At 67.3% G+C, this 23,735-nt stretch carries 19 protein-coding genes and 1 riboswitch; of the genes, 9 read left to right on the forward strand and 10 right to left on the reverse strand.

The genetic code is table 11. The features are described 5' to 3' along the window. The first annotated feature begins 177 nt into the window (after positions 1-177). Both metK and BKE09_RS07755 read left to right on the forward strand, forming a co-directional pair. Positions 178-1,389, forward strand: coding sequence for a methionine adenosyltransferase (gene metK / locus BKE09_RS07750; protein ID WP_010481882.1), 1,212 nt, complete (start codon positions 178-180; stop codon positions 1,387-1,389). Positions 1,390-1,571: 182 nt separating this feature from the next. Further along, positions 1,572-2,078, forward strand: a complete 507-nt coding sequence (locus BKE09_RS07755; protein ID WP_075675349.1) for an acyl-CoA thioesterase — start codon at positions 1,572-1,574, stop codon at positions 2,076-2,078. Positions 2,079-2,154: 76 nt separating this feature from the next. On the opposite strand, the gene ppc is transcribed toward BKE09_RS07755, so the two are convergent. Both ppc and BKE09_RS07765 read right to left on the reverse strand, forming a co-directional pair. Beyond that, on the reverse strand, positions 2,155-4,866 hold the full coding sequence (gene ppc / locus BKE09_RS07760) for a phosphoenolpyruvate carboxylase (RefSeq protein ID WP_075675350.1): 2,712 nt from the start codon (positions 4,864-4,866) through the stop codon (positions 2,155-2,157). Positions 4,867-5,102: 236 nt separating this feature from the next. Further along, positions 5,103-7,619 (reverse strand): prolyl oligopeptidase family serine peptidase, encoded by a 2,517-nt coding sequence (locus BKE09_RS07765; RefSeq protein WP_075675351.1) that lies wholly within the window; start codon positions 7,617-7,619, stop codon positions 5,103-5,105. 120 nt (positions 7,620-7,739) lie between these two features. Next, positions 7,740-7,823, forward strand: a riboswitch (S-adenosyl-L-homocysteine riboswitch). 36 nt (positions 7,824-7,859) lie between these two features. Between BKE09_RS07765 and ahcY the strand changes: the two genes are divergently transcribed. The 3 genes from ahcY (at position 7,860) to BKE09_RS07780 (ending at position 10,476) form a co-directional block, all read left to right on the forward strand. Further along, entirely contained in the window at positions 7,860-9,305 is a 1,446-nt protein-coding gene (gene ahcY / locus BKE09_RS07770) for an adenosylhomocysteinase (protein WP_075675352.1), read from the forward strand. Positions 9,306-9,517: 212 nt separating this feature from the next. Further along, positions 9,518-9,991: a Cys-tRNA(Pro) deacylase gene (gene ybaK / locus BKE09_RS07775; RefSeq protein WP_014036002.1), complete on the forward strand. Its 474-nt coding sequence runs from the start codon at positions 9,518-9,520 to the stop codon at positions 9,989-9,991. After that, positions 9,991-10,476 carry a hypothetical protein gene (locus BKE09_RS07780; RefSeq protein ID WP_075675353.1) on the forward strand — a complete coding sequence of 162 codons (486 nt, stop codon included), beginning with the start codon at positions 9,991-9,993 and terminating at the stop codon, positions 10,474-10,476. Before ybaK ends, BKE09_RS07780 begins: the two co-directional genes overlap by 1 nt. Before the next feature lie 138 nt (positions 10,477-10,614). Here BKE09_RS07780 and BKE09_RS07785 read toward each other — a convergent pair whose 3' ends face one another. Together BKE09_RS07785 and BKE09_RS07790 are read right to left on the reverse strand one after the other, a co-directional pair. After that, positions 10,615-11,313, reverse strand: coding sequence for an energy transducer TonB (locus BKE09_RS07785; protein ID WP_240502883.1), 699 nt, complete (start codon positions 11,311-11,313; stop codon positions 10,615-10,617). 45 nt (positions 11,314-11,358) lie between these two features. Further along, positions 11,359-11,916, reverse strand: a complete 558-nt coding sequence (locus BKE09_RS07790) for a DUF3228 family protein (protein ID WP_075675355.1) — start codon at positions 11,914-11,916, stop codon at positions 11,359-11,361. Between the two features lie 136 nt (positions 11,917-12,052). On the opposite strand from BKE09_RS07790, the gene BKE09_RS07795 reads away from it, so the two are divergent. Further along, positions 12,053-13,570 carry an amidohydrolase family protein gene (locus BKE09_RS07795; protein WP_075675356.1) on the forward strand — a complete coding sequence of 506 codons (1,518 nt, stop codon included), beginning with the start codon at positions 12,053-12,055 and terminating at the stop codon, positions 13,568-13,570. Between the two features lie 6 nt (positions 13,571-13,576). Here BKE09_RS07795 and BKE09_RS07800 read toward each other — a convergent pair whose 3' ends face one another. From BKE09_RS07800 to BKE09_RS07810, 3 genes are read right to left on the reverse strand one after another with little or no spacing between them, the layout of a single operon-like run. Continuing rightward, a complete protein-coding gene (locus BKE09_RS07800; RefSeq protein ID WP_075675357.1) occupies positions 13,577-14,308 on the reverse strand; it encodes a LytTR family DNA-binding domain-containing protein in 732 nt (243 codons plus the stop codon). Next, positions 14,305-15,354: a histidine kinase gene (locus BKE09_RS07805; RefSeq protein WP_049444800.1), complete on the reverse strand. Its 1,050-nt coding sequence runs from the start codon at positions 15,352-15,354 to the stop codon at positions 14,305-14,307. Before BKE09_RS07805 ends, BKE09_RS07800 begins: the two co-directional genes overlap by 4 nt. Positions 15,355-15,390: 36 nt before the next feature. Further along, positions 15,391-16,317, reverse strand: a complete 927-nt coding sequence (locus BKE09_RS07810) for an alpha/beta hydrolase (protein ID WP_075675358.1) — start codon at positions 16,315-16,317, stop codon at positions 15,391-15,393. 203 nt (positions 16,318-16,520) lie between these two features. On the opposite strand from BKE09_RS07810, the gene metF reads away from it, so the two are divergent. Beyond that, the gene (gene metF / locus BKE09_RS07815; RefSeq protein WP_075675359.1) at positions 16,521-17,348 is read left to right on the forward strand and encodes a methylenetetrahydrofolate reductase [NAD(P)H]; all 828 of its coding nucleotides are present in this window, start codon (positions 16,521-16,523) and stop codon (positions 17,346-17,348) included. A 40-nt stretch (positions 17,349-17,388) separates the two neighbouring features. Next, positions 17,389-17,973 carry a DUF4124 domain-containing protein gene (locus BKE09_RS07820; RefSeq protein WP_075675360.1) on the forward strand — a complete coding sequence of 195 codons (585 nt, stop codon included), beginning with the start codon at positions 17,389-17,391 and terminating at the stop codon, positions 17,971-17,973. Between the two features lie 61 nt (positions 17,974-18,034). On the opposite strand, the gene BKE09_RS07825 is transcribed toward BKE09_RS07820, so the two are convergent. From BKE09_RS07825 to BKE09_RS07835, 3 genes are all read right to left on the reverse strand, one after another. Next, the gene (locus BKE09_RS07825; RefSeq protein ID WP_075675361.1) at positions 18,035-18,988 is read right to left on the reverse strand and encodes a Nudix family hydrolase; all 954 of its coding nucleotides are present in this window, start codon (positions 18,986-18,988) and stop codon (positions 18,035-18,037) included. Between the two features lie 113 nt (positions 18,989-19,101). After that, on the reverse strand, positions 19,102-21,834 hold the full coding sequence (gene secA / locus BKE09_RS07830; protein WP_014035991.1) for a preprotein translocase subunit SecA: 2,733 nt from the start codon (positions 21,832-21,834) through the stop codon (positions 19,102-19,104). 318 nt (positions 21,835-22,152) lie between these two features. Next, positions 22,153-23,109 (reverse strand): M23 family metallopeptidase, encoded by a 957-nt coding sequence (locus BKE09_RS07835; protein WP_049443148.1) that lies wholly within the window; start codon positions 23,107-23,109, stop codon positions 22,153-22,155. A 12-nt stretch (positions 23,110-23,121) separates the two neighbouring features. On the opposite strand from BKE09_RS07835, the gene BKE09_RS07840 reads away from it, so the two are divergent. Next, entirely contained in the window at positions 23,122-23,571 is a 450-nt protein-coding gene (locus BKE09_RS07840; protein ID WP_014035989.1) for a DUF721 domain-containing protein, read from the forward strand. The last annotated feature ends 164 nt before the right edge of the window (positions 23,572-23,735 follow it).

Genomic DNA, 23,735 nt, shown 5'->3' on the forward strand with positions numbered 1-23,735 from the left:
TCACGCTGGTGGAACACTGGGCCTCGAGGCTGGGCCCCAATCCCGGCCGGACGGCCCCTGCCGGGCCTACGCGGGCTTAACCACCGGCAACCGGTACAGGTTCACAATGCACAGGCGGCGCACCCCGTGTATCATTCGCGCCCATCTTTCCATCCGAATCAAGGGATATTACGCCTGATGTCCAGCTATCTCTTCACCTCCGAGTCGGTCTCCGAAGGCCATCCGGACAAGGTTGCCGACCAGATCTCCGATGCGGTGCTGGACGCGATCCTGACCCAGGACCAGCGCGCCCGCGTGGCCTGCGAGACCATGGTCAAGACCGGTGTTGCCATTGTGGCCGGTGAAATCACCACCAGCGCCTGGATCGACCTGGAAGCGCTGACCCGCAAGGTCATCACGGACATCGGCTACGACAGCTCCGACGTCGGCTTCGACGGCGCCACCTGCGGCGTGCTGAACCTGATCGGCAAGCAGTCGCCGCACATCGCCCAGGGCGTGGATCGCAAGAAGCCGGAAGAAATGGGCGCTGGCGACCAGGGCCTGATGTTCGGCTATGCCACCAACGAGACCGACAGCTACATGCCGGCCGCGATCCACCTGTCGCACCGCCTGGTCGAGCAGCAGGCCAAGATCCGCAAGAAGAAGAACTCGCCGCTGTCGTGGCTGCGTCCGGACGCCAAGAGCCAGGTCACCCTGCGCTATGAAAACGGCGTGGTCTCGGCCATCGACGCCGTTGTCCTGTCGACCCAGCACGCCCCGGGCATCAAGCAGAAGGACCTCATCGAGGCCGTCCGCGAAGAGATCATCAAGCCGGTGCTGCCGGCCAAGTGGCTGCACAAGGGCACCAAGTTCCACATCAACCCGACCGGCAAGTTCGAGATCGGCGGCCCGGTGGGCGACTGCGGCCTGACCGGCCGCAAGATCATCGTCGACACCTACGGCGGCTGGGCCCGTCACGGTGGTGGCGCCTTCTCCGGCAAGGACCCGTCCAAGGTCGACCGTTCGGCTGCCTACGCGGCCCGCTACGTCGCCAAGAACGTGGTTGCCGCTGGCCTGGCCGACCGATGCGAAGTGCAGGTCTCCTACGCCATCGGCGTGGCTGAGCCGACCTCGATCTCGGTCACCACCTTCGGCACCGGCAAGATCAGCGACGACAAGATCGAGAAGCTGATCCGCAAGCACTTCGACCTGCGCCCGTACGGCATCATCAAGATGCTGGACCTGGTGCACCCGATGTACCAGCAGACTGCGGCCTATGGCCACTTCGGCCGCAAGCCGAAGGAGTTCAGCTACCTCAACGGCGAAGGCGAGACCGTCAACGCCACGGCCTTCTCCTGGGAGAAGACCGACCGCGCCGCCGCCCTGCGCGCCGATGCGAAGCTGAAGTAAGAAACACGAAGGGCCGCTGTAGAGCCGACTGTTAGTCGGCTGACCTTCAAGAAGGGCCGCGCAAGCGGCCCTTCTCTTTTCTGGTAGAGCCGGCCGCTGGCCGGCTTTTTCATGGCCTCCGGAAACAGTCGCGTGGTCGCCGGCCAGCGGCCGGCACTACCGGTTGTCGATACAATCGCCGCATGTCGACCGAACTGAAAACCCACCAGCTGTCCATGACCGTGCTGATGTCGCCGGAGATGGCCAATTTCTCCGGCAAGGTCCACGGCGGCGCCATCCTGCGCCTGCTCGACCAGGTCGCCTACGCCTGTGCCAGCCGTTACGCCGGCAGCTACGTGGTCACCCTGTCGGTGGACCAGGTGATGTTCCGCCAGCCGATCGCGGTGGGCGAGCTAGTCACCTTCCTGGCCTCGGTGAACCATACCGGCACCTCGTCGATGGAGGTCGGCATCAAGGTGGTGGCCGAGGACATCCTCAAGCGCAGCGTGCGCCACGCCAACAGCTGCTTCTTCACCATGGTGGCCGTGGATGAGGAAGGCCGGCCGACGCCGGTGCCGCCCTTGCAGCCGGTCACGTCGGACGAGAAGCGCCGCCAGGCCGCCGCACTGATCCGCCGCCAGCTGCGCCAGGAAATGGAGCAGCGCCATCTGGAACTGCTGGCGTCGAACCCGCCGTCGCCGGAGGAATGAGCGTGAACCCGGTAGTGCCGGCCGCTGGCCGGCACTACCATTTCGAATTCGCCGGGCCATGCCCGGTGGATGCGGATCAACCGGTGTTCTGCACGCCCTGCGAAACGCCGTTTACGCAAGCCACCAGCGCGCGCAGCAAATCGTCATCCTCGCGTCCGCTGGCCCGCCAGCGTTGCAGCAGATCCACCTGCAGCACGCTGATGGGATCAACGTAGGGATTGCGCAGGCGGATCGACAGTGCCAGCCGCGCATCGTGGTCGAGCAGCGTCTGCTGGTCCATCAGCGCCAACAGCCAGTGCCGGGTCAGTTCCAGTTCGCGCTGCACCTGCGGGAAGAAACGCTCGTGCAGATCACCCGACAACAGCGAGAACTGCTCGGCAATGGTGATGTCACCCTTGGACAGCACCATCGCGATGTCGTCCAGGAACGTACGGAAAAACGGCCAGTCTCGCGCCATGTCGCGCAGGGTCTGTTCGTGGCCGGCATCAACCGCGGCTTGCAGGCCACTGCCCACGCCATACCAGCCGGGAATCACCGCGCGTGCCTGGCTCCAGGCAAATACCCACGGAATCGCACGCAGGTTGCCCAGTGCCGCGTCCTGGCCGAGCCGGCGTGACGGCCGCGAGCCCAGCGTCATCCGCTCGATCACGTCGATCGGCGTGGCGGTGCGGAAGTAGTCCATGAAGCCGGCCTGGCCGACGAAGGCGCGATATACCTCGCTGCTGGCAGACGCCACCGCGTCCATCACCGGCCGCCAGTCATCTTCGCGTGGTTCGGCGGCACGCGGCCGCAGGCTGGCGCGCAGCACCGCGCCGGTGGCCTGCTCCAGCGAGCGCAGGGCCAGCGCACGAATGCCGTACTTGCGATGGATCACCTCGCCCTGCTCGGTCACCCGCAGGCGGCCATCGATGCTGCCGCGCGGCGAGGCATCCACCGCGTGCGTGGTCTTGCCGCCACCACGGCTGATCGAACCACCACGGCCATGGAAGAAGGTCAGGCGGATGCCGGCCTCGGCCGCCACCTCCAGCAGTTCCACCTGCGCACGCTGCAGGCCCCAGCGCGAAGCGGCGATGCCGCCGTCCTTGCTGCTGTCCGAATAGCCCAGCATCACCATCTGCACGTCGTCGCGTGCGTGCAGGTGTGCGCGATAGATCGGATCGGCCAGCAGGTCGCGAAGGGTCGCGGTGCCACGCTTGAGATCGTCCACCGTCTCGAACAGCGGCGCGATATCCAGCGGCACCGTCCCGCCCGCTTCCACCAGGCCGCCGCGGCGCGCCAGCGCCAGCACCGCCAGCACATCGCTGCGGTCATGCGCCATCGAAATGATGTAGCTGCCCAGTGCATCGCCACCATGGCGCGCACGCGCATCGGCCAACGCCGCGAACACGGCGTCCAGTCGCCGGTTGCCTTCGTCGTCGCCCTTCGGCAACGGCGTGTCACCACTGGCATGCGGCGCCAGCAGGCGCGCGCGACCCAATGCATCCAGACCGTCCCATGCTGCGTCGCCGCCCAGCACGGTGGCCAGCGCGCGCGCGTGCACGCTCGATTCCTGGCGCACGTCCAACCGCGCCAGGTGGAAGCCGAAGGTCTTCACCCGCCACAGCAGGCGCTGTACGGCGAAGCCACCGGCATGTTCGCCGCGGTTCGCGCGCAGGCTGTCGAGGATCAGCTGCAGGTCGTCGATCAGTTCGTCCGGGCCGGCGTAAGCGCCCTCGCCATCGTCCAGCGTCGCCTGCAGGCGGGCGCGCATGCGGTCGTTGAGCAGGCGGTACGGCATGTCGGCATGGCGCGGGCGCGACTGCACATGCGGCAGCAACTGTTGGTACTGCACCACGCGCGCCTGCAGCGCATCGCTCACGCCCACCCGCTCGGTGGACTGGCTGAGCAGGCTGGCCAGCTGCAGCAGTTCCTTCTGGTAGCGCGCGAGTACCGCCTGTCGCTGCGCATCCAGCGTATTGCGGATGGTGTGGGCATCCACGTTCGGATTGCCGTCCATGTCACCGCCCACCCAGGTGCCGAATCGCAGCAGGCGTGGCAGCGGCAGTTCCTCGCCATAGGTATCGCGCAACGCCTGCTGCAGTGATTCGTACAACACCGGAATCACCCGGTACAGCACCTGCACCAGATAGAAGCCGACGTGCTCGCGTTCGTCATCGACGGTGGGCCGCACCGGCGAGGAATCGGTGGTCTGCCATGAGGCGGTCAGCGCCATGCGGAAGCGCGCAGCATCGGCGGCGGCTTCTCCGGGCGTGCGCTGGCCGTCGAGGTTGTCGACCAGGCTGGCCACCATCAGCTGCTCTTTCTCAAGCAGCGCGCGGCGCACGGCCTCGGTCGGGTGCGCGGTGAACACCGGCTCGATGTCGATGCGGGGCAGCCACTGCGCCAGCTCGTCCAGGCCCACGCCCTGCGCCTTCAGGTGCTGCAGCGCATCCTGCAGGCCGTCGGGCTGCGCACCGGCGGTACCGGCACGCTGGTAGTCACGGCGACGGCGGATGCGATGCACGCGCTCGGCGATGTTGACCACCTGGAAGTAGGTGCTGAAGGCCCGCACCATGGTTTCTGCCTGCTGCGGCGTGCGCCCGGCCAGCCCTTCGGCCAGCTCCGACAGCGGCGCCTGGTTCTCGCGCCGGGCGATGGCGCGGGTGCGCACGTCCTCGACATCGTCGAGGAAGGCCGCCGATACCTGCTCGACCAGCAGGTCACCGACCAGTGCGCCGAGCCGGCGCACGTCGTCGCGAAGCGGAAGATCGGGGGAAGCAAACTCGATGCTGCTGCGGTACTCGTTCATCGGCGACGCACAGGCCTCGGTCAACGGATCCAGACCCCAAGCCTAAACCAGAACGGGCGTCGTGCTGCGATGCAAAAATGGTTTCATCTGCACGTATCCATGGCGGACGCAGCCGAGCATGGGCTCGGCTCTACAGGCGTCATGGCGCGTGACACCGTGTAGCGCCCGAGCCCATGCTCGGGCGGCGGCGCAGCCGCACAGGCGGCCCCTGTTGCAGGGGCCACCTCATGCACGTATCAGCGCTTCTTCTTGGCCTTGCCCTGCTCGGCCGGGCCGATGGTCTGCTCCAGCCAGCGCTCGCTTTCAGCCAGCATGGTCATGATCGATTCGCGTGCGCGATAGGCATGCGACTCGTTCGGCAGCATCACCAGCCGCGCGGTGCCCCCCAGGCCCTTCACCGCCGCGAACATGCGCTCGCTCTGGATCGGGAACGTGCCGGAGTTGTTGTCGTCCACGCCGTGGATGAACAGGATCGGATCCTTGATCCTGTCGGCGTAGTTGAACGGCGCCATCTTCTGGTAGACGTCCTGCGCCTGCCAGTAGTTGCGCTCCTCGGCCTGGAAGCCGAACGGCGTGAGCGTGCGGTTGTAGGCGCCGCTGCGCGCGATGCCCGCCTTGAACAGGCGCGTATGCGACAGCAGGTTGGCGGTCATGAACGCACCGTAGGAATGGCCACCAATGGCGATGTGATCGCGATCGGTCACGCCACGGCGCACCACTTCATCCACGGCGGCCTGCGCGTTGGCCACCAGCTGTTCGATGTAGGTGTCGTTCGGCTCCTTGTCGCCCTCACCGATGATCGGCATCGACGGGCTGGCCAGCACCACATACCCCTTGGCCAGGAACGCCTGTGGGCCCCAGTAGCTGACCGCATTGAAGCGGTACGGCGAATCGGTCACCTGGCTGGCCGCGGCCGCACTCTTGAACTCGCCCGGGTAGGCCCACATCAGCAGCGGCCGCGGGCCGTCGCGCTTCGGGTCGTAGCCCGGCGGCAGCAGCAGGGTTGCGGTCAGGTCGACGCCATCCTTGCGCTTGTAGCGGATCTGCTCCTTCTGCACGCCCTTCAGCTGCGGCAGCGGATGCGCGAAGTGGGTCAGCGCACGCGGCGCAGCACCGGCATCGGCCAGCGACTGCACGTAGAAGTTGGCCGGCTCGTCCGGGCTTTCGCGGCTCAGCAGCAGCGAGCTGGCCTGGTTGTCCAGCAATGCCACCGGCAGCGCATAGCTCGGCGCCTGCGAGTGGAACAGGCGCGTCGCCTTGCCCGTGGCGATGTCGAAGCGGTCCACGAACGGGCGGTCGCCTTCCGGCGAGGCACCGGCGCCGGCCAGGTACAGGCTGCTGCCATCGGCGCTGGTCTGCAGCAGCCAACGGCCGCGCTCGTCGCTGGCCAGCAGCGGCCGGCCCGGATCGGCATAGCGGTCCTGCGCGTCACGATCCCACAGCAGGCGCGGTTCGGTGCTGGCATTGTCCGGGGCGATCAGCCAGGTCTTGGTCCTGCGGGTCTTCCACCACGATTCGGTCAGCAGGGCCAGGTCGCCACGGCCCCAGCTGATGCCGGCCAGGCGGCTGCCAAGCTGGGCCAGTGTCACCGGCGGCCTGTCGAACGGCGCGGCCTGCATCAGCACCGCATCACGCACCTTGGCGTCCTTGTTGGGGTCGCCACCATCCTGCGCTTCGGCCCAGACCAGGGTCGCTGCGGCATCACCACGCCAGCCGATGTCACGCACGCCGGTCACTTCGGCGTCGTTGCCGGTGGGCAGGCCTTCCACCAGCGGTCGCACGGCCACGGTATGCACCAGCTTGCCGCTGGCACGATCGATCACTTCAATGCGGCGCGGGAAACTGCCCACCGGCACCACGTAGGAATATGGGCGCTGCACCGGCTGGCGCAGCACGAAGCGGCCGTCGGGCGACACCGAGAAGCCCATGAAGATACCGGCCGCGCCGATCGCACGGGTATTGCCATCCAGGCTGACTTCCACCGGCTGCGTGGTGGCGTAGTAGTCGAACTGGCGCGCGTCGGCTTCGTTCTTCAGCAGGTCCTGGTAGGTACGGATCGACACCACGCCATCGCCCTGGCGGGTCTGCTGCACGGCCGGGCCGGTCGGGATGCCGTCGGTGGCCGGGGCGGCACCGAGGTTGGCCGGGCGGGTGAACACCACCAGCCCGCGGCTGTCCGGCAGCCACTGGTAACCGCTGCCGATCACCGTGTTCAGGCCGGCAACCAGGCGGCGTGCACTGCCACCGGCCACGTCCACCAGCCACAGTTCGTTGGCGCCGCTGGCGGCCTCGACCTGGTTGAAGGCCAGCCACTTCTGGTCCGGCGACCACATCACGCTGGCGATCGACAGCTTGGCCGGCAGTCCGCTGATCTGCCGTTCCTTGCCATCGGCCACGTTCATCAGCCACAGCTTCTCGCCGAAGCTGAAGCGGCTGTCGGAGAACGTGCGCGGGTTGATGCGCAGGCCGGCCATCTTCAGTTCCGGCTGCGCCACCACCTGGATCGACGGCAGCGACGGCATCTGCATCAGCGCGGCCACGTCGCGACGAGGCGACAGGTACAGCGACGGCGCGCGTGGCGCATCGACCACCGCCTGCAGCGCCGCCGAGGGCAGTTCGTAGCCATTGACGCCCTGGGCCTGTGCCGCTGCGGGCTGCGGGGCTGCGGCCCAGGCCAGCGGGGCCACCGCCAGCAGTCCCATCGACAGGACCAGGCCGGTCCAGCGCCGCGTACGGCGCACGTGCATGCTCATCGTTCTACCTGCGTGATGCGTGAAAGCATCGACCTTAACAGGCCGTGCACGCGCCCCCATCTGCCGATGGTTGGGTCATCCGGATGTCATGCCGGGGCCGCGATATAATGGGGGTTCTCCCCTGCCGAGGGGCGCTGCGACCGGATCCCATGAGGCCCGGCCAGGCTCGGTAAGGTGGCTTTGTAACAACGGCGCCCGGCTAGATGCGAGCACCCGCTCGCCCACAACCGGAGCACACGAATGAACGCTGTTGCCAAGACCTTCTCCACCGAAGGTGATTACAAGATCCGCGACATCACGCTGGCCGACTGGGGCCGCAAGGAACTGGACATCGCCGAGCACGAAATGCCGGGCCTGATGTCGATCCGCCGCAAGTACCAGGCCGAGCTGCCGCTGAAGGGCGTGCGCGTGACCGGCTCGCTGCACATGACCATCCAGACCGCAGTGCTGATCGAGACCCTGAAGGACATCGGTGCCGACGTGCGCTGGGCCTCGTGCAACATCTTCTCGACCCAGGACCACGCGGCTGCCGCCATCGCCGCCACCGGCACCCCGGTGTTCGCCTGGAAGGGCGAAACCCTGGAAGAGTACTGGGACTGCACCCTGGACGCGCTGACCTTCACCCTGGCCGACGGCACCCTGACCGGCCCGGAGCTGGTGGTCGACGACGGCGGTGACGTGACCCTGCTGATCCACAAGGGCTACGAGCTGGAAAACGGCAGCGACTGGGTCAACACCGCTTCCTCCTCGCACGAAGAACAGGTCATCAAGAATCTGCTCAAGCGCGTCGCCAAGGAGCGCCCGGGTTACTGGGGCCGCGTGGTCAAGGACTGGAAGGGCGTCTCCGAAGAGACCACCACCGGCGTGCACCGCCTGTACCAGCTGGCCCAGGCCGGCACCCTGCTGATCCCGGCAATCAACGTCAACGACTCGGTCACCAAGAGCAAGTTCGACAACCTGTACGGCTGCCGCGAGTCGCTGGCCGACGGCCTGAAGCGCGCGATGGACGTGATGCTGGCCGGCAAGGTGGCCGTGGTCTGCGGCTACGGCGACGTCGGCAAGGGCTGCGCTGCATCGCTGCGTGCCTACGGCGCGCGCGTCATCGTCACCGAGATCGACCCGATCTGCGCCTTGCAGGCGGCGATGGAAGGCTATGAAGTCAACACCATCGAATCGACCCTGGGCCGTGCCGACCTGTACGTCACCACCACCGGCAACAAGGACATCATCCGCATCGAGCACCTGAGCGCGATGAAGGACCAGGCCATCGTCTGCAACATCGGCCACTTCGACAACGAGATCCAGGTCGACGCGCTGGTGTCGTTCGCCGGCGTCAAGCACGTCAACATCAAGCCGCAGGTGGACAAGTACATCTTCCCGAACGGCAACGCGATCTTCCTGCTGGCCGAAGGCCGCCTGGTGAACCTGGGCTGCGCCACCGGCCACCCGAGCTTCGTGATGTCCAACAGCTTCGCCAACCAGACCCTGGCACAGATCGACCTGTGGGCGAACAAGGACAGCTACGAGAAGAAGGTCTACCTGCTGCCGAAGAAGCTGGACGAAGAAGTGGCCCGCCTGCACCTGGAAAAGATCGGCGTGAAGCTGACCACCCTGAGCCAGGAACAGGCCGACTACATCGGCGTGCCGGTGGAAGGCCCGTTCAAGCCGGACCACTACCGCTACTGATGCCCGCGGGGTGCCGGCCAGCGGCCGGCACTACCGGCGTACACGGGGTCGGATCCCTTTCCGCTGGAAAGGGCTCTGACCCCGGCAACAGATGCAGACAGAACGGGCGCCTTCGGGCGCCCGTTCTGCGTTCGCGTGTGGCCGTACACCACGTATCCACCCGCAATAGCTTCGGTCAAGGCAACACCCCCGCCCCGCGCTACGATTCACCCATGACCCCGGCCATCAACCTGCTCAAGCGCGAGAAGATCGCCCACACCGTGCGCAGCTACGTGCACGACGCCCACGCCGAATCCTATGGCGGCGAAGCCGTCGACAAGCTCGGCCTCGACCCGGCCCAGGTGTTCAAGACCCTGCTGGCCAGCACTGAAGCACACGAACTGCTGGTGGCAATCGTGCCGGTCGCCGGTCAGCTCGACCTGAAGGCGCTGGCCGAAGCCGCCGGCTGCAAGAAGTGCGAGATGGCCGCCGCCGATGCCGCACAGCGCGCGACCGGTTATCTGGTCGGTGGCATCAGCCCACTGGGGCAGAAGAAGCGTCTGCGAACCTTCCTGGACGCCAGTGCCGAAGCGCTGCCCACGCTGCATGTCAGCGCCGGGCGCCGCGGCCTGGAAGTGGAATTGGCACCGGCCGATCTGCTGCGCCTCACCGCCGGCCACTACGCTGCCATCGGCAAGTCACGCTGATGCGCTGGCCGTGGTCTGCAGCGCCGATACCCCGGCTCGACGATGCACAGGCCGACGTGCTGCTGCAGGACCTGTTGTCGCGCGACGGCACGCGCATCACCGACGCCGCACGCACGGTCGCACGGCTGTTCAGCGCGCCCTCGCTGGATGCATTGGCCGCATACGCGGAATTGATTGAACAGCGCTGCCAGGGCGTCGCGCTCGGCGGCATGCTGATCAGCAACCAGGCGCACCTGAAGGGGGCCCTGCGTCGGCTGCATTACTGGCACGCGCGCGAGGGGTGCCTGTGCGCACTCAATCCCGGCTACCCGTTCTTCGATCCGCGTCGTCTGGTTGAACAGGGGCAGATGCGGCTGCTTTCGGTGGGCGAAGCCGAAGGTGGCTGGGGCGAGTGCCACGCGGTTGCCTGCGCACAGTGTGGCCGGCACTGGCAGGCCATCGACCGCGAGTACCACTACCCGTGGTGGGAGTGGATAGCCGTCTGACGGGACTGCAGCCACGCATGGCGTGGCTCTACTGCGGTCCGGTAGACCCACGCCATGCGTGAATGGCATGACCACGCGGAACAGCCTCCTCATCAACCGCATTGCCACATGTAGATCCACGCCACGCGTGGATGGCGGTCACTCCACCAGCGCGTACCGCATCGGCACGCGCACGATGGTCAACTCTGGCACCGTGCTCTTCGCGTCGGCGCGGACGAAACGCCAGCCGCGCAGTTCTTCCACCGCCGCTTCATCCAGCAGCGCGTAGCCGCTGGAGGTCTCCACGATCACCGCGGCAACGGCCCCTTGTGCATCGATCAGCGCCTTCAGCTGGCTGCGTCCGGAAAGCCCCTGTTGCATGGCCTCTGGTGGGTAGCGCGGCGATACGCCGCGTGGCTGCATCCACGGGATGCCCTCGCCCGCGAACAGGTCCCGACCGCCGCGCGCCGCGCAATGCTTCGGCAGGCGCAACGTTAGGGACATCTGCGCGCCGTCCACAGTCACCTCCGCAGGCGCTGCACAGGCGTGCTGCGCCAGTACATTCAGGATCTGCTGCTGCCGAAGCAGCGCCTTGCCGTCGGCAGCGGTCACCTCGACCACGCAACGACCGCCCTCGGGCCGCATCGACAACGCGGTCACGCCCCTGTCGCGCAGACCTGGAACCGCCGCCAAGGGCGCACAGGCCGTCTCTGCAACCGGCGCTGCCGCCAGTGCTGTGGTGGCCGGCAGCAGGCCAGCCAGCATCATCAGGATCATCCTTGCCAAGCCAGCCATGCCCCGCCCTCCGTGCGTTGGTCTGGCCCGATCATAGATCAGCCGGGCATGGCGCGTGCGCATGGGGTCGAATGACCCGGTCAGCGTCCCGCGATACGGGGATCCGAGTCAGGGCCGCCAGTTGGCGTTGTTCTCCCAGAACGCCACCGAGCGCTGGTAGGCCTCCCGGTCCAGTGGCACGCCGGAACCGCCCTCCTCCACGCCCAGCGCATTGCGCATCATGGTGATCGGCGCCATCGGCACTTCTTCCGGTTCGGCGGTGTAGATGCAGCCGACGATGCCCCAGTCGGCCTCGATCGGTGAACCTTCCTTCGCCAGCTGCTCGGCGCTGTACAGGATCACCACCAGGTAGTTCGCACGCGGCGATTCCACGCCCTCGAACCAGCGCACCAGTACCGGCAGTTCCTCGCGGTTGCGCGCTTCGTAGCCGCTGCGCAGCTGGTGGCGGTTGGCCTCGGTGACCGGCACCGTCAGGCAGCGCGTGCTGGTCCAGTTCTCGTAGACGAACAACTTGCAGAACGGCGCGTAGCCGTCGAGCACCTTCAGCGGCGCGTGTGCATTGAGGTGTGCCTCGAACTGCTCGGCAGTGCAGTCCTGGATGGTATTGCCGCGCGGCACGCGCGGGAACAGGCGGGGACGGGCGAAATCGGTGAGGACGATGGACATGGCATGGCGTGGTCAGGAGTTCCACCGCACAGGGTAACCGCCCCGGAGGCAGGCAGGGCCGGATGCCGATGGTCACTGGCGCCCGCGTCCGGCTTGCAGCACTCTGCAGGCGACCCAATGCAAGGATCGCCGGCTCATGGATGCAGCATGCGCGTTGCCCCGTTCCGCCCGCCGTCGGCGATGGCCGATCGCCCTGGCCACCGTCCTGCTGGCGCCGCCAGTGCTGTTCGCCGCCGCCCTGCTCTGGCCGCTGTCGGCACCGCCATTGCCCGAGCCGGGCAACAACCGCGTGATCGTCAATGCCCGCGTGGTGGATGTCGAGCGCGGCCACGTCAGTGAACCGACCACGGTGACAGTGCGCAATGGCACGATCACCGCCATTGGCGAAGTGCCACGGGACACCACAATGCCCGTTCTTGATGCCGGTGGCCGGTGGCTGCTGCCCGGTTTCTGGGACATGCACACCCATGCACTGCAGGTGTCGCCGCAACTGCAGTTCCCGCTGATGCTGGCCAACGGCATTACCGGCACCCGCGACATGATGGACTGCCCACAGGCCGCCGATCCGCTGATCGCCTGCGTCGCCGACAAGCGCCGCTGGACCGCACAGGCCATTGCCGGGCAGCAGGTTGCACCGCGCTTCGTGCAGGTCGCCAGCTTCTACTTCGAAGATCCGTCACTTGCACCGGAGGCCGCCGCTACGCGTGCACGCACGTACAGCGCGCGTGGTGTTGATGCGTTGAAGGTCTACAACCGGCTACGTGCGGATACCTACCAGCGGCTGGCCACCGAGGCGCAGCAGCTGCGTCGCCCGCTGGTCGGCCACCTTCCCAAGGCCGTGCCTCTGGAAGACGCGGTGCAGGCAGGCCAGCGCAGCTTCGAGCATGCCCATCTATTCGTACGCCACTGCTTCGACAACGCGGCGGCGTGGCGCGGCGGCACGCTCGACAGCGAGGATCCAACCGCGCTGGCCGAACGCATGGTCGGCGGCTACCAGCCCGCGCTCTGCAACGAGGCGTTCGGTGTGATGCAGGCCAGCGGTGCCGCGTTCGTGCCGACGCACGTCACCCGCGAGGAAGACGCGCGCGCACGCGACCCGGCCTTCGTCGACGATCCGCGCCTGGCCTATCTGGATCCACTCTCACGCTGGGCGTGGCGTGATGACCTGCAGGCCACCGTGGCGCGCTACCCCGGCCTGCGCGGCGAAGACGCACTGAAGGCCTACTTCGAGCACGGGCTGGCGCTGACCGGCGCCGCGCATCGCGCCGGCGTCACCGTGCTGGTCGGCACCGATACCGGGCTGGGCGGCCCCCGCTACCACGATGAACTGCAGTGGCTGCGGCAAGCCGGCCTGAGCCAGGCCGACGTATTGCGTGCTGCCACGCTGCAGGCTGCGCGCCATCTTGACCTGCAGGCATCGCATGGCAGCGTCGAGGTCGGCAAGGTGGCCGATCTGGTGCTGCTCGATGGCAACCCGCTGCACGACACCGCCAGTACCCGCCGCGTGCATGCGGTGCTGCTGGCCGGTCATCTCTACGACCGCCCGCGGCTGGATGCACTGCTCGCCTACGCCCGCGCTCAGGCACGCTCACCGGCAGTGATGACGCGCCTGCTGTGGGGCTTCCTCACCAGCCCGGTCAGTGCCGAGCTGTAGCGGCAGCTACAACGCCATCCGCTCGCGCAGTTCACGCGCCTGCCGCCGCGACACTTCCACCTCGCTGCCGTCGTCCAGCGCCAGGTCATAACCATCGCCGATGCTCGGCGTCACGCCACGGATGCGGCGCAGGTTGACCAGCGTGTTGCGGTTGGCACGGAAGAACAGTTCCGGGGGCAGGCGTGCCTCCAGCGCGCTCAGGCTGCGGGTCAGCAAGGCGTTCTGGTCGCGGAACCACAGCCGCGTGTAGTTGCCATCCACCACCAGCCGGCGGATCTCCGAGACCGCCACGAACCAGCAGCGTTCGCCCTCGCGCACGAACACCTGGTCCTGCGCGCCCAGCGTGCCGCGCGATTCCGGCACGTCGGCCGCCACCGCCTCGCGCTGCCGCGCCCGCTCGAGCGCTTCCAGCAGCCGCGGCGCTTCCACCGGCTTCACCAGATAATCCAGCGCATTGGCCTGGAACGCGCGCACCGCGTAGGTGTCGTAGGCGGTGACGAAGACCACGGCCGGCACCGTCTCCAGTCCATCCAGCACATCGAAGCCGCTGCCGGAGGGCATCTGCACATCCAGCAGCACCAGGTCCGGTGCCAGCGTGGTGATCGCCTCGCGTGCGGCGGGCACATCGTCGGCCTCGCCCACGCACTGCACCCAGGGCAGCGCCGACAACAGCGTGCGCAGCTCCTGCCGCGCCAGCCGTGCGTCATCAACGATCAACACGCGCAGCACGCCACTCATTGCGGAATCTCCAGCAGGGCCTGCATGCGGTCACCGACCGGCTGCAGCACGAATCGGCCACGCGTGCCCAGCTGTGCGCGCAGGTAGGCCAGGCCGACACCATGGCCATGGGTGGGTTCGCTGCCGGTTGAAAGTGGATTGTCCACCTGCAACCGCAGCACGTCATTGTCCAGCGTGGCGCGGATCTGCACCTCGCCGCCGCCGGGGCGACTGGCGATGCCATGCTTGATCGCGTTCTCCACCAGCAACTGCAACGCCATCGCCGGCAGCTGTGCCTGCGTGGCATCGGCATCGATCTGCCGCCGCACCTGCAGGCGCTGTTCGAAATGGACCGCCTCGATGGCCAGGTAATCGTCGACCACCGCCAGTTCCTCGGCCAGCGTGACCTGCTCGCTGCGGTTGTGGGCCAGCGCCTGGCGCAGCGTGCGCGACAGGCGGGTGACCATGTCACGGGCCCGTTCCGGGTCTTCCAGGATCAGCGCACGCAGGTTGTTCAGCGCATTGAACATGAAGTGCGGGTTGAGCCGCGCACGCAACGCATCGCGCTCCAGCGCGCTGCGTTCGGCCTCGGCGCGCAGGCGGGCCAGCTCACTGTGGCGCGCCCGCCGCAGGCCGTGCAGGCCCGCCCACAACCCGGTCCACATCAGCAGGAACAGCGCGGTGTTCATCCAGTACACCAGCACCGAAGACCACTGGTAATCGGCATGGCCACCAGGCAGCTGCACCCAGCCCAGCGCCAGTGCCGGCAGCAGCAGCGCCGCCGTTACCGCCTGCGCGACGCTGGCCCCGACCACCACGCCGGCGGCCAGTTTCAGCACCAGGCTGCCCAGGCTCCCCTCCCACCAGCGCTGGCGCAGTGCAACCGAACGCAACGCGCCGCTGCACAACCAGAGTGAGACCGCCACGCTGACGGTGATCAGCACGATGCCGCTGAACACCACGCCGCCACCGATCCGCATTCCCACCCACAGCCCGTACATCGCATAGCCGGCCCATGCCAGTGCATTGAGCGTCCAGAATCGGCGGGAAGGCGTGGTGGCGTCCATGCGGGCTCTCGGCGGTGGCAGGAGGGCGGACAAGGGTCAGGGATGCGCGGCGAGGAAACGCTGCACCTGTTCCTGCAACCAGCGCGGATCATCCCACATCAGGAAGTGGAAACCCTGCGCGCTCATCGCGATCTGCACACCCTGCAGTTTCGCGTACTGGGCCTGGAACACCGCCCGGGTGCCGTCCTCGGTGCCACCCATCGGCTGGTAGCCGGCCCAGCTGCCGAGCACCAGCGTCGGCGCGGTGATCGAAGCGATGCTGTCGCGCAGGTCGGTGGTCATCACCGCATGCATGGCATCGGCCGTGGTCTGGCGGTCGCTGACTTCGCCCCAGCGGCCCAGTTCGGCCTGGCGCTGCGGATCGCGGGTCATGCCCGGCAGGCCCGCCTTCAACTGCGCCTGCCATTGCGCGGCGTCGGCGGCCAGCATGCCCTTGCGCAGCTGGTCGGCCACCGGCCGCACGCTGTCAGTGGTGGCCTTGGGGTCACGCGCAGCCGGCAGGAATGGCAGGGCGTCGACCACCACCAGCGCGCTGACCGCCTTCGGCTCGGCCTGCGCCATCTGCAGGCCCAGCAGGCCACCGAGGCTGTGGCCGACCACCACCACCGGGCCCAGGTGCTGGTCGTGCAGGTAGGCCAGCAGCTGCCCACGCATCGCCGGCAGGAAGTCGACCGGGCGCGGATCGGCCGCTGCCGCGCCGGCAAAGCCCGGCAACTGCACGAGGTGACACTGCACATCCTTCAGGGCCAGGCAGGTCTCGCGCCAGACCTCGGCGCTGCTGTTGAGGCCGGGGATCATCAGCAGCGGGCGGCCCTTGCCGACCACCTCGACCTGCACCCTGCCAGCGGTCGAGCCGGTGGCGGCATGCGCGGAACCGGAGCCGAGCACGGCCATCGCCATGCCGATCATCGCCAGCCGGGCCAGGGCCTTCATCGCGTACCAGAGTGCCAGGAAGATCTTCATCGTCTGCTCCTTCATCAGGTGGGTGGTGCCGGGATGGGATAAGCGTGCCGCCGGCCGCGGCATCCGGGTTGCGATTCCGGAGCAGCGGCCGGTCAGCAGGGCGAACGGTCGCGCACCACGGATGACCTGCCCTCACGCCTCAATCGCACATCCATCTTGATGAAGCGATATACTGATCCGCACCCGCCGCCGCCGCCCGTGCCATGACTGCCATCAGCTTCGAGTTCTATCCGCCCAAGACCGACGAACAGCGCAGCCAGCTCGACCGCGCCGCGGCCAGGCTGAAGGACTACGGCCCCGAATACGTGTCCTGTACCTTCGGCGCCGGTGGCTCGACCCTGAGCTATACCTCCGAGACCGTGCGCCACCTCAACCAGCACCATGGCTTCGAGGCTGCACCGCACCTGTCCTGTGTCGGCGGCACCCGCCAGGAAATCCGCGAACTGCTCAAGCTGTACCGCGCCATCGGCTGCCATCGCCTGGTCGCGCTGCGCGGCGACCTGCCCTCCGGCATGGGGTTCCCCGGCGACATGCGCTACGCCGCCGAGCTGATCGACTTCATCCGCGCCGAACACGGCGACGCCTTCCGCATCGAAGTCGGTGCCTACCCGGAGACCCATCCACAGGCCTCCGATGCACTGGCCGACCTCAAGCACTTCAAGGCCAAGATCGATGCCGGCGCCGACGCGGCGATCACCCAGTATTTCTACAACCCGGATGCGTACTTCCACTTCGTCGATGCCGTGCGCCGGCTCGGCGTGCAGGTACCGATCACGCCCGGCATCATGCCGATCGCCAACTTCAGCCAGCTGCGCCGCTTCTCCGAGCAGTGCGGTGCGGAAATCCCGCGCTGGATCAGCCGCAAGATGCAGGCCTATGGCGATGATGCCGAATCGGTGCGGGCGTTCGGTACCGAAGTGGTGGCCAAACTGTGCCAGCGCCTGATCGAGGGCGGCGCGCCGGGCCTGCACTTCTACACCTTGAACCTGGCCAAGCCGACCACGTCGGTGTTGAAGCTGCTGCACGGCTGAAAGCACGCCATGCCACCGCGATCGGCGCTACCCTGCGCCGATGAAACGGTTTTCCTTCCTGCTGTTGCTGCTGTCGTTGTGTTCGGCATCGAGCGTGGTCCATGCGCAGTCCCCACGCCTGAACCGCTGCACCGACGCGCAGGGACAGAGCGTGTATACCGACCGCCCCTGCGACAGCGTCGGCGCCCAATCGCGATTGCCACCGCCCGCGCCCACCGGCAGCACCCTGCCGCGCGACACCCTGGGTGCGCGCTGCCCACGGCGCCTGAGCGAGCTGGTGGAAGCACTGCGCACCGGCATCGTCAGCAACGATGTGAACCGGCTGTCCTCGCTGTACCTGTGGGGTGCGGTCTCCGATGCCGGCGCGCAGCGCATCCTCGGTCAACTCGAATCGCTGGCACGACGGCCGCTGGTGGACGTGGTGCCGGTGTATCCGTCACAGGGGCTGGCGTCCTCGCAGGAGGAGGGTCAGAGCCCTGCGGCGCAGGGATCCGACCCTGAGCCGCCAGCAGCACGGCATCCGGTCGGCCTGCGCCTGGAGCAGACCTTGCCCGGCAGCGTGTCGCGCGCTTCGACCGTGCTGGGGTTGCGGCGGCAATACGGGTGTTTCTGGATCACGCTGTGATCGGGAGGGGTTCATCCACGCATGGCGTGGATCTACTGCATCCGACCCTGCGTGCGCGGCGTTACGCTGGCCACAACCCGCGAATCGCAGCGATGCCCTGCCCGCCATGCCGGCGTGCTTCGGCGATGTGGCCGGCGGCCATGCCGCCCAACGCGTAGATCGGCAGCGACACCTGCGCGCGCAGTGCGGCGAAGGCCTCCCAGCCCAGCGGCACCGCTTCGGGATGGCTGGCCGTGGCCTGCACCGGGCCGAGCACCGCGAAGTCGCAGCCCAGCCGCTGCGCTGCCTGCAGCTGCTCCAGATCGTGGCAGGACGCGGCGACCAGCTGCCCTTCCGGCAAGGGCCGTTCCTGCAGGGCCAGCAATTGCTCGCTGCCCAGGTGCACGCCCACGCCCAGTGCGCGTGCCAACGCGATATCGCGGTTCAGCAGCCACTGCACGCCGCGGCGATGCGCGCGTACGGCCTGTTCGATCATGGCCTGCCGCTGCGGATGTTCCGGCGGCAGGCGCAGCTGGATGCGCTGCTGGCCGGCCGCCACTGCCTGCTGCAGCCGGTCATGCCAGTGCTGCACGCCGCCGGCATCGTCGGCCGGCGCCGGCGTGATCAGGTAGCGGTCCGGTTGGCGCAGTGCGGCCACCACCGGCAGGTCGGCCGGCGGCATCGAATAGCGGCCCAACTTGTCCTGCGCCACCCAGGTGATCGCCTGGCCTTCGCGCCCGCGCGGTGTGCCCTTCCAGCTGCGCACGTGGCGCACTTCCAGGGTCAGGTGCTTGTCCGGATAGCGCTGCGGCACATCCATCAGCCAGGGCCCGACATCGGCCTCGATGCCCAGCTCTTCGCGCAGTTCACGCACCAGCGCCTGTTCGGAGGTCTCGCCGGATTCGCGCTTGCCGCCGGGGAACTCCCACAGGCCGGCCATGTCGCGGTTCTCGGTACGGCGGTTGAGCAGCACGCGGCCACGGGCGTCGGTGATGACGGCGGCCACGACGTGGATCGATCGGGTGGGGGAAGGCATGGGGCAAGCATGCCCAGAACAGGGCGGGCCACGCAATCTCGGATCCGGCCGGATCAGCCCCGCGAAACAGCCGCCATGAAAGAAAAGCCCCGCTTTCGCGGGGCTCTTCGGGGTCAGCTCAGCTGGCCGTGGCAGTGCTTGTACTTCTTGCCACTGCCGCACGGGCACGGATCGTTGCGGCCGATCTTCGGCTCGTCGCGCTGCAGCGTGGCCACGCCCTGCTGGGCGGCTTCGACCTGCGCGGCTTCCTCGTCGGCGCTGTAGCCGCCCGCATCCTGGTGCTGGAACTGCGACTGGCTCAGGCGCGCCTGCACCTGCTGGCGCTCGGCCGCTTCCAGGGCCTGCACTTCCTCGTCGCTGCGGATGCGCACGCGGGCCAGCAGGGTCACCACTTCGCGCTTGACGTTCTCCAGCATGTCCGAGAACAGCTCGAAGGCTTCCTTCTTGTATTCCTGCTTCGGCTGCTTCTGCGCGTAACCACGCAGGTAGATGCCCTGGCGCAGGTAATCCATGCGCGCCAGGTGCTCCTTCCAGCTCTGGTCCAGCACGGTCAGCATCACGTGCTTCTCCAGCGCGCGCATGGTCTCTTCGCCCAGGCCGGCTTCCTTCTCGGCGAAGTGCTGGTTGACGCGCTCCTGGACCTTGGTGGCGATGGCCTCGGCGTCCAGCTCTTCGTGTTCCTTGACCAGGTCGGTCAGCGACATCTGCAGGCCGAAGTCCGACTCCAGGGTCGCTTCCAGGCCGCGCAGGTCCCACTGCTCGTCGATCGAGTTCGGCGGCACGAAGCGCGCAACGATGTCGAAGATCACGTCGTCGCGGATGCCATCGACATTCGCCTTCACCGACTCGGCATCCAGCAGCTCGTCGCGCTGGGCGTAGATCACCTTGCGCTGGTCATTGTTGACGTCGTCGAAGTCCAGCAGGTTCTTGCGGATGTCGAAGTTGTGGGCCTCGACCTTGCGCTGCGCCTTTTCGATCTGGCGGCTGACCAGGCGGTCCTCGATGACGTCGTCTTCCTTCATGCCCATCATGCGCATGGCCTTCTGCACCCAGTCGGAGGCAAAGATGCGCATCAGGTTGTCTTCCAGCGACAGGTAGAAGCGGGACGAACCCGGGTCACCCTGGCGGCCCGAACGGCCACGCAGCTGGTTGTCGATACGGCGCGATTCATGGCGCTCGGTGCCAACGATGTGCAGGCCGCCCGCGGCCTTCACTGCATCGTGGCGCTTCTGCCATTCGGCCTTGACTGCGGCCTTCTGCTCGTCGGTCGCGTCCTCGCCCAGGGCGTGGATTTCGGCTTCCAGCGAACCGCCCAGCACGATGTCGGTACCACGACCGGCCATGTTGGTGGCGATGGTCACGGCGGCCGGACGGCCGGCATTGGCGACGATGGTCGCTTCGCGGTCATGCTGCTTGGCGTTGAGCACTTCGTGCTTCACGCCGGCCTTGCTCAGGTGCTCGGACAGCATTTCCGAGGTTTCGATCGAGGTGGTACCCACCAGCACCGGCTGGCCGCGCTTGGCGCACTCTTCGATGTCGGCCAGCACCGCATTGAACTTGCCCTTGCGGTTGAGGAACACCTGGTCCGGGCTGTCCTTGCGGATGGTCGGGCGGTTGGTCGGGATCACCACCACTTCCAGGCCGTAGATGCTCTGGAACTCGAACGCTTCGGTATCGGCCGTGCCGGTCATGCCGGACAGCTTCTTGTACATGCGGAACAGGTTCTGGAAGGTGATGCTCGCCAGCGTCTGGTTCTCGCGCTGGACCGGCACGCCTTCCTTCGCTTCCACCGCCTGGTGCAGGCCGTCGGACCAGCGGCGGCCGGCCAGGGTACGGCCGGTGAATTCGTCGACGATGACCACTTCGCCGTCGCGCACGATGTAGTCCACGTCACGCTGGTAGATCGCGTGCGCGCGCAGGGCGGCGTTGAGGTGGTGGACCACGGTCAGGTTCTGCGCCGCGTACAGGCCTTCGGTCTCGCCGTCGAGGATGCCGGCGTCGACCAGCAGCTGCTCGGCGTGTTCCATGCCCGCTTCGGACAGGTGCACCTGCTTGCCCTTCTCGTCCACCCAGAAATCGCCTTCGCCGTCTTCCGCTTCCTGCTTGACCAGGTGCGGCACGACGCGGTTGACGCGGATGTACAGCTCCGGGGAATCATCGGCCGGGCCGGAGATGATCAGCGGGGTACGCGCTTCGTCGATCAGGATGGAGTCGACTTCGTCGACGATGGCGTAGTGCAGGCCGCGCTGGTAGCGGTCGGCCTTGGACAGCGCCATGTTGTCGCGCAGGTAGTCGAAACCGAATTCGTTGTTGGTGCCGTAGGTGATGTCGGCCGCGTAGGCTTCGCGCTTGTCGCTGTGCGGCATGCCCGGGTACACCACGCCCACGCTCAGGCCCAGCCAGTTGTACAGCTTGCCCATCTGCGCGGCATCGCGGCGGGCCAGGTAGTCGTTCACGGTGACCACGTGCACGCCCTTGCCTTCCAGCGCGTTGAGGTACACCGGCAGGGTCGCCACCAGGGTCTTGCCTTCACCGGTGCGCATTTCTGCGATCTTGCCCAGGTGAAGCACCATGCCGCCGATCAGCTGCACGTCGTAGTGGCGCATGCCCAGCACGCGGCGACCGGCTTCGCGGCAGACCGCGAACGCTTCCGGCAGCACCTTGTCCAGGGCTTCACCGCCGGCGATGCGCTGCTTGAACTCCGGCGTCTTGGCCTGAAGCTGCTCGTCGGAAAGCTTCTCGATCTCCGGCTCCAGCGCATTGATCTTGGCGACGATGCGGTTGAGCTGGCGCAGCTGTCGTTCGTTACGACTGCCAAATACGCGGGTAAGCAGGCTGTTGATCATTGAAGGAACCGGGTTGGATGGACACGACGCCCGGCCTCCCCCTTGGGATCCGTCCGCCGCAAACGAAACAGGGCGCCTGGCGCCCTGTCGATGGCAACACCCATTGTAGCTTGGGACGGCCGCGAGGGGTTTCAACCCCGTGGGGTAGTGCCGGCCGCTGGCCGGGTACGCGTCAGCGCATGCGCGCTGGCGCTCCCACGCTTCGCTGCGCGAACCGCGGGCCCCTCTTACCTGGCCTCCACACCCCCGCGCCTACGGCGCTGCCCCCGTACTCCGGGGGCGGTAGTGCCGACCGGCGGCCGGCACCCCAACGCGGCATCAGCCGCGGCTGATCCGCCCGACCGGCGTGTTGCCGCCGTCGCCGAGGAACTTGCGCGGGTTGACCACGTTGCCGTTTTCCCACACCTCGAAGTGCACGTGGGCACCGGTCGAACGGCCGGTGGAACCGGCCTTGGCCACTTCCTGGCCGGCACGGACCAGGTCACCGGCCTTCACCACCAGGCGCGAATTGTGCGCGTAGCGGGTGACATAGCCATTACCGTGGTCGACATCGACGACGTTGCCATAGCCGCCCTTCACACCGGCGAAGCTGACCACGCCTTCGGCCACGGCCATCACCGGGTCACCGACCTTGGCGTGGAAGTCCATGCCCTTGTGGGTGGCGGCACCGCGGCCGAACGGGTCGGCACGGGTACCGAAACCGGAGGTCACGTAGCTGTTGCGGATCGGCATGCGCGACGGCACGGCGTTCTGCTGCAGCTGGTGGTCGAACATCAGCGATTCCATCACCGACAACTGGCGGCCTGAAGCAGCAAAGCGCTGCTCCAGCACCTGTAAGTCGGCGTTGACGTCCTTGACCGGGATGTCGCTGGTCGGGCCGCCGGCGTCGCCGTCACCGAGGCCGGGGGTCTCGTTGAAGTCGAACTCGCCGTCTTCCAGCTTGCCCATCTGGGTCAGTCGTTCGCCGAGGGCGTTCAGGCGGGTGGCCTGGGCCTGCAGCTCGCCGAGACGGGCGGCCAGCGCGTTGACCTGGGTCTGCGCATCGCGCTTGACCTTGGCCAGCTCCGCGTCCTGCCGGTCGACCTTGGCCTGCAGCCGCGAATCATTCAGCGCACTGGCGCCAATGCCGCCGGCAAGGCCGATAATGCAGCCTACCCCGAGCACGCTGCCCAGCAGGGCGCGGGGGCGGTCCTCGAAATAGAACCGCAAACGCGCGATGGGCGACGCCTTGGCCTGTCCTTCACGCGTTTTGATTACGATCTTTTTGAATGCCATCAGTGAGTTTTCATGTCTGAGCCGAAATCCAGCGTTCGCCCCGCGTCAGTGCCGAAACCGGCGCTGGATGCGGTGATGGCGGACAAAAGCGGGAACCCGCTGCGGCGTGCCTTGTGGCTCGACGCGCTGGACCGTCAGTTGCGCCCCCAGTTGCCGCCACCTCTGCGCAGCCGTTGCCGGCTGGCCAATGTGGACGGGGAACACCTCGTTTTTCTCGTCGAGTCCCCGGTCTGGCATGCCAAGTTGCGGCTTGCCGAAGCCCAGTTGCTCGACGCGGCCCGTTCCATCGGGCTGAAGGCCACCAGGGTGACCATCAAGACTGCGTCCACCACTCCCTCACGCTCCCCAGCGATCGACAACCGGAATGGCCCCCACGCAGTTTCAGCCGCCACGCACAAAGGGCTACGCGACGCCTTGGCTTGCCTGCAGGACATTCCCTCGAAGCCGAAGAAACGGTCCTGACGACAACGGAGCATCCGGCTCCGCTCCCCGTCGCGCGTGTCACCACGGCGTGAAACATTTCGGGGGCCGGGTCGCATCCTAGCTGCCATCCGGGGGCCTGTCGTTAGATTGGAGTTAAAACTTCGTTAAATTCAGGCTTCCGATCCAACAGGTTCACAAAACCG

It is taken from the genome of Stenotrophomonas sp. TD3 (assembly GCF_001939825.1).
GTDB lineage: Bacteria > Pseudomonadota > Gammaproteobacteria > Xanthomonadales > Xanthomonadaceae > Stenotrophomonas.

Coding starts and splice junctions, on each gene's coding strand:
- metK (WP_010481882.1), top strand. CDS start 178: ATGTCCAGCTATCTCTTCACCTCCGAGTCGGTCTCCGAAGGCCATCCG.
- BKE09_RS07755 (WP_075675349.1), top strand. CDS start 1,572: ATGTCGACCGAACTGAAAACCCACCAGCTGTCCATGACCGTGCTGATG.
- ppc (WP_075675350.1), bottom strand. CDS start 4,866: ATGAACGAGTACCGCAGCAGCATCGAGTTTGCTTCCCCCGATCTTCCG.
- BKE09_RS07765 (WP_075675351.1), bottom strand. CDS start 7,619: ATGAGCATGCACGTGCGCCGTACGCGGCGCTGGACCGGCCTGGTCCTG.
- ahcY (WP_075675352.1), top strand. CDS start 7,860: ATGAACGCTGTTGCCAAGACCTTCTCCACCGAAGGTGATTACAAGATC.
- ybaK (WP_014036002.1), top strand. CDS start 9,518: ATGACCCCGGCCATCAACCTGCTCAAGCGCGAGAAGATCGCCCACACC.
- BKE09_RS07780 (WP_075675353.1), top strand. CDS start 9,991: ATGCGCTGGCCGTGGTCTGCAGCGCCGATACCCCGGCTCGACGATGCA.
- BKE09_RS07785 (WP_240502883.1), bottom strand. CDS start 11,313: ATGCGCACGCGCCATGCCCGGCTGATCTATGATCGGGCCAGACCAACG.
- BKE09_RS07790 (WP_075675355.1), bottom strand. CDS start 11,916: ATGTCCATCGTCCTCACCGATTTCGCCCGTCCCCGCCTGTTCCCGCGC.
- BKE09_RS07795 (WP_075675356.1), top strand. CDS start 12,053: ATGGATGCAGCATGCGCGTTGCCCCGTTCCGCCCGCCGTCGGCGATGG.
- BKE09_RS07800 (WP_075675357.1), bottom strand. CDS start 14,308: ATGAGTGGCGTGCTGCGCGTGTTGATCGTTGATGACGCACGGCTGGCG.
- BKE09_RS07805 (WP_049444800.1), bottom strand. CDS start 15,354: ATGGACGCCACCACGCCTTCCCGCCGATTCTGGACGCTCAATGCACTG.
- BKE09_RS07810 (WP_075675358.1), bottom strand. CDS start 16,317: ATGAAGATCTTCCTGGCACTCTGGTACGCGATGAAGGCCCTGGCCCGG.
- metF (WP_075675359.1), top strand. CDS start 16,521: ATGACTGCCATCAGCTTCGAGTTCTATCCGCCCAAGACCGACGAACAG.
- BKE09_RS07820 (WP_075675360.1), top strand. CDS start 17,389: ATGAAACGGTTTTCCTTCCTGCTGTTGCTGCTGTCGTTGTGTTCGGCA.
- BKE09_RS07825 (WP_075675361.1), bottom strand. CDS start 18,988: ATGCCTTCCCCCACCCGATCGATCCACGTCGTGGCCGCCGTCATCACC.
- secA (WP_014035991.1), bottom strand. CDS start 21,834: ATGATCAACAGCCTGCTTACCCGCGTATTTGGCAGTCGTAACGAACGA.
- BKE09_RS07835 (WP_049443148.1), bottom strand. CDS start 23,109: ATGGCATTCAAAAAGATCGTAATCAAAACGCGTGAAGGACAGGCCAAG.
- BKE09_RS07840 (WP_014035989.1), top strand. CDS start 23,122: ATGTCTGAGCCGAAATCCAGCGTTCGCCCCGCGTCAGTGCCGAAACCG.